Source organism: Kineococcus vitellinus (assembly GCF_009906315.1).
Classification (GTDB): Bacteria; Actinomycetota; Actinomycetes; order Actinomycetales; family Kineococcaceae; genus Kineococcus; species Kineococcus vitellinus.
The window spans coordinates 1-3,879 of the sequence record NZ_JAAALL010000364.1 but is presented as its reverse complement, the minus strand read 5'-3'; the positions used below and the strand labels follow the sequence as shown (position 1 = coordinate 3,879).

Annotated in this window: 5 protein-coding genes and 1 pseudogene; 5 read left to right on the top strand and 1 reads right to left on the bottom strand. The window is 75.7% G+C overall.

Annotated features, from left to right (window positions below; genetic code table 11):
• The 5 genes and pseudogenes from GTQ99_RS20855 to GTQ99_RS27605 all read left to right on the top strand — a co-directional run.
• On the top strand, positions 1-570 hold a 570-nt coding region (locus GTQ99_RS20855), incomplete at its 5' end, for a TOBE domain-containing protein (RefSeq protein WP_166617616.1).
• Between the two features lie 27 nt (positions 571-597).
• Positions 598-1,494, top strand: coding sequence for an ABC transporter ATP-binding protein (locus tag GTQ99_RS20850; RefSeq protein ID WP_166617615.1), 897 nt, complete (start codon positions 598-600; stop codon positions 1,492-1,494).
• Positions 1,491-2,735, top strand: a complete 1,245-nt coding sequence (locus tag GTQ99_RS20845) for an ABC transporter permease (RefSeq protein WP_166617614.1) — start codon at positions 1,491-1,493, stop codon at positions 2,733-2,735. The genes GTQ99_RS20850 and GTQ99_RS20845 overlap by 4 nt, the downstream gene beginning before the upstream one ends.
• A 31-nt stretch (positions 2,736-2,766) precedes the next feature.
• Positions 2,767-3,396 (top strand): RNA methyltransferase, encoded by a 630-nt coding sequence (locus GTQ99_RS20840; RefSeq protein WP_166617613.1) that lies wholly within the window; start codon positions 2,767-2,769, stop codon positions 3,394-3,396.
• 47 nt (positions 3,397-3,443) lie between these two features.
• Positions 3,444-3,569, top strand: a pseudogene (locus GTQ99_RS27605) (gfo/Idh/MocA family oxidoreductase); the annotation flags it as partial.
• Positions 3,570-3,685: 116 nt separating this feature from the next.
• Here the strand turns inward: GTQ99_RS27605 and GTQ99_RS20830 are convergent.
• A partial coding sequence (locus GTQ99_RS20830; RefSeq protein ID WP_166617612.1) for a LysM peptidoglycan-binding domain-containing protein occupies positions 3,686-3,879 on the bottom strand: 194 nt, incomplete at its 5' end.

The window sequence follows — 3,879 nt, the reverse complement described above, 5'->3', positions numbered from 1 at the left end:
GGCGGGGACGGCGGGGAGCGGTGCGCCGTGCTCGTCACCCACGACCCGCTCGACGCGCTCGCCCTCGCCGACACCGTCGTCGTCGTGGAGGACGGGCGCATCAGCGAGCGCGGGCCGGTGCGGCAGGTGCTCTCCGCCCCGCGCAGCGCCTTCGGCGCCCGCGCGGCCGGTCTCGTGCTGCTGCCCGGCCGCGCCGTGGCCGGCGGCCTGCGCACCGCCGACGGCCACGAGGTCGCCGGGGCGGTGGACCCCGCCTGCCGCCCGGGCGAGGCGGCGGTCGCGGTCCTCAGCCCCTCCGCGGTCGCCGTGCACGCCGCCGGCCCCGGCGGCGGCGGCCCCGGCGACCGGGAGCGCTGGCCCGCCACCGTCGTCGACGTCCAGCCGCGCGGCGAGGTGGTGCGGCTGCGCGCGCGCGCCGGGGACCTCGAGCTGCTCGCCGACCTGCCCCTCGCCGCGGCCGCCGAGCTGGACCTGGCGCCCGGCGCCGCGGTCCACCTCGTGCTCGCGCCGGCCGCCGTGCGGATCCACCCCGCAGCCGGAGAACGGCCACCCTTCGGTGGACGTCCGTGACGCACGGCCAGCCCTAGGGTTCCCGCCATGCTCGTCCTGGACTCCATCACCCGCCGGTTCGGAGAGCGCCTCGCCCTCGACGACGTCAGCCTCAGCGTCCCCGACGGGCGCATGGTCGGCTTCGTCGGCGCCAACGGCGCCGGCAAGACCACGACCATGCGCATCGCGCTGGGCGTGCTGGCCGCCGACAGCGGCACCGTCACCTTCCGCGGGCGCGAACCCGACCTCGCCGTCCGCCGCCGCTTCGGGTACATGCCCGAGGAGCGCGGCCTCTACCCCAAGGGCCGGCTGCTGGAGCAGCTGGTCTTCCTGGCCCGCCTGCACGGCGTCGACCGCGACGCCGCCGCCCGCCGCGGGCAGGACCTGCTGGACCGGCTCGGGCTGGGCGACCGCGCCGGCGACAAGCTCGAGTCGCTGTCGCTGGGCAACCAGCAGCGCGTGCAGGTGGCCGCCTCGCTCGTGCACGACCCCGAGCTGCTCGTCCTCGACGAGCCGTTCTCCGGGCTGGACCCGCTGGCCGTCGACGCGATGGCCGAGCTGATGCGCGAGCGCGTGCGGGCCGGGGTCGGCGTCCTCTTCTCCAGCCACCAGCTCGACCTCGTCGACCGGCTGTGCGACGAGCTCGTCATCCTGCACGCCGGCCGCGTCGTGGCCGCCGGCGAGCCGGAGGCGCTGCGCCGCGAGCGCGCGGGGTCGCGCTACTCCCTGGTCAGCGACGCCGACCTGGACTGGGTGCGCGAGGTGCCCGGCGTGCGGGTGCTCGAACGCGGCCCGCGCGGCGTCGTCCTGCAGCTGCCCGAGGCCGGCCCCGACGGCGACCTGGACCAGCGGCTGCTCGCCGAGGCCGTCCGCCGCGGGCCGGTGCGCTCCTTCGGGCCCGTCCTGCCGTCCCTGTCCGAGCTGTTCCAGGAGGTGTCCCGGTGAGCGGTCAGCAGGCCCACGAGCAGCAGCGGGCGAGCGCGCGGGTGCGGATGCCGGGCCAGGGGCGGGTGCACCGGCAGTGGTGGATCGTGGCCCAGCGGGAGATGCTGGAGCGGCTGCGCGACAAGGGCTTCGTCTTCTCCACGGTCTTCCTCTTCGTCATCGTCGCCGCCGCCGCGGTGCTGCCGGGGCTCTTCGCCGGCGGCACGAACGACTACGACGTGGCCGTCGCGCCCGAGGCGCGGTCCGTCGTCGCGGCGCTGCCGGCGGAGGACCCCGACACGCGCGTGCACCTGCGCGAGGTGGCGGACACCGCCGCGGCCGAGACCGCCGTGCGCTCCGGCGACGTGGACGCCGCCGTCGTCGTCGCCGCCGACGGGCGCGCCGCCGTCGTCGGCGACCGCTCGGTGCCCGACGGTCTGAGCGGGGTCCTGCTCCAGCGCATCACCGCCGCCCAGACCGTCGCCGGCTTCGAGCAGCTGGGGGTGAGCGCGCAGGACACCTCGCGCGTGCTGGCCCTGCCGCCGCCCGAGCAGCGGCTGCTGGCCCCCGACGCCGTGGACCCCCTCGTCGTCTACTTCCTCGGCCTGGCCTTCGCCGTCCTGTTCATGCAGATCGTCGTCATCTTCGGGTACTCGATCGCGCAGAGCGTCGTGCAGGAGAAGCAGACCCGCGTCATCGAGCTGCTCGTGACGACGGTCCCGGTCCGCCAGCTGCTCATCGGCAAGATCCTCGGCAACGGCCTGCTGGCCTTCGGGCAGATCGTGCTGCTCGTCGTGGCCGGGGTCGGGGCGCTCGCGGTCGGCCAGCGCGAACTGCTGGAGTCGCTGCCCGGCATCCCCGCCGCCGCGGTGTGGTTCCTGGTGTTCTTCCTCCTGGGTTTCGCGATGCTCTCGTGCCTGTGGGCGGCGGCCGGCGCCATGGCCAGCCGGCTGGAGGACCTGCAGTCGACGGCGACCCCGGTGCAGATGTTCGTCATGCTGCCGTTCATCGCCACGTTCTTCACCAACGAGCCGGGGACGCTGCAGACCGTCCTGAGCTACGTGCCGCTGTCGTCGCCGATGGTCATGCCCAAGCGCATCGTGCAGGGCGACGTCGCCCTCTGGGAGCCGCTGCTCTCGCTGGCGGTGATCGCGCTCACCGCCATGGTGTTCGTGACGATCGCCCGCCGGCTGTACGAGAACAGCCTGTTGCAGACCGGCCGCTCGCTGGGGTTCCGCTCGGCCTGGCGGCGCGCCGCCTGAGGGCCGCCGCAGCGGGTGCGACCATGCACGGGTGAGCGAGGAGGAGCCGGCGCGGGTCGTCGGGGTCGGGCCCTGGGAGGGCCCGTGGCCGGACGACCCGCGGCTGGACCCCGAGCTGCTGCGCGAGGGCGACCGCCGCAACGTCGTGGACCGCTACCGCTACTGGTCCAACGCCGCGATCGTCGCCGACCTGGACACCCGCCGCCACCCGTTGCACGTCGCCGTGGAGAACTGGCAGCACGACGCCAACATCGGCTCGGTGGTCCGCACCGCCAACGCCGTCAACGCCGCCGGTGCGCACGTCGTCGGGCACCGGCGCTGGAACCGCCGCGGGGCGATGGTCACCGACCGGTACCTGTCGGTGCACCACCACGCCGACGTCGCCGCGCTCGCGGCGTGGGCCGCCGCGCGGGGCCTGCCGCTGGTCGGTGTCGACAACGTCGACGGCTCGGTGCCGCTGGAGACCTACGACCTGCCGCGCGAGTGCGTGCTGCTGTTCGGCCAGGAGGGTCCCGGGCTGAGCGAGCAGGCCGTGCGGGCCTGCGTCGACGTCCTGGCCATCGCCCAGTTCGGTTCCACCCGCTCGATCAACGTGGGCGCCGCGGCCGCGGTCGCGATGCACGCCTGGGTGCGCCGGCACGCCTTCGGCCAGCACCCCTGAGCACCCCGGAGGGTCGGCGGGGACAGCCGCACCGGGCTGACGTGCACGACGGGGTGTTCGAGCGCGCGGTGAGCACGTTCGACGACGACGTCTCGAACGCGACCGCGCTGTTCGAGCCGGCCGGTGGCGGCTCGATGCGCACCAACGAGTTCCGCCGGGTGGGGTACCCCTCGCCGGCGGGGGTCTCGCCCGCGCCGCGGGCCGCGTCCGTCTCCGGGTGGCGGGGAGCGGTTGCCGATCCCCGCCACGGCGACGCACCGGCCTGAGCCGGTCCCGAGCCGGTCCGGCGTCAGGGCAGGACGAGCACCATCCCGACGCGGATCTGCGCGGGGTTGTCGCCGATGAGGGCGCGGTTGGCGTTCCACAGCGCGACGTAGCCGCCGGCGACCCGCTCGTTCACCGCGATGCGGTAGAGGGTCTCGCCGGGCGCCACCACGTGGGTGCGCCCGGCGGGGGCCGGCGCCGGGCGCACCCACGTGGTGG

Excerpts from the sequence above, each read along its gene's own strand:
- GTQ99_RS20850 (WP_166617615.1), top strand. The coding sequence starts at position 598 with ATGCTCGTCCTGGACTCCATCACCCGCCGGTTCGGAGAGCGCCTCGCC.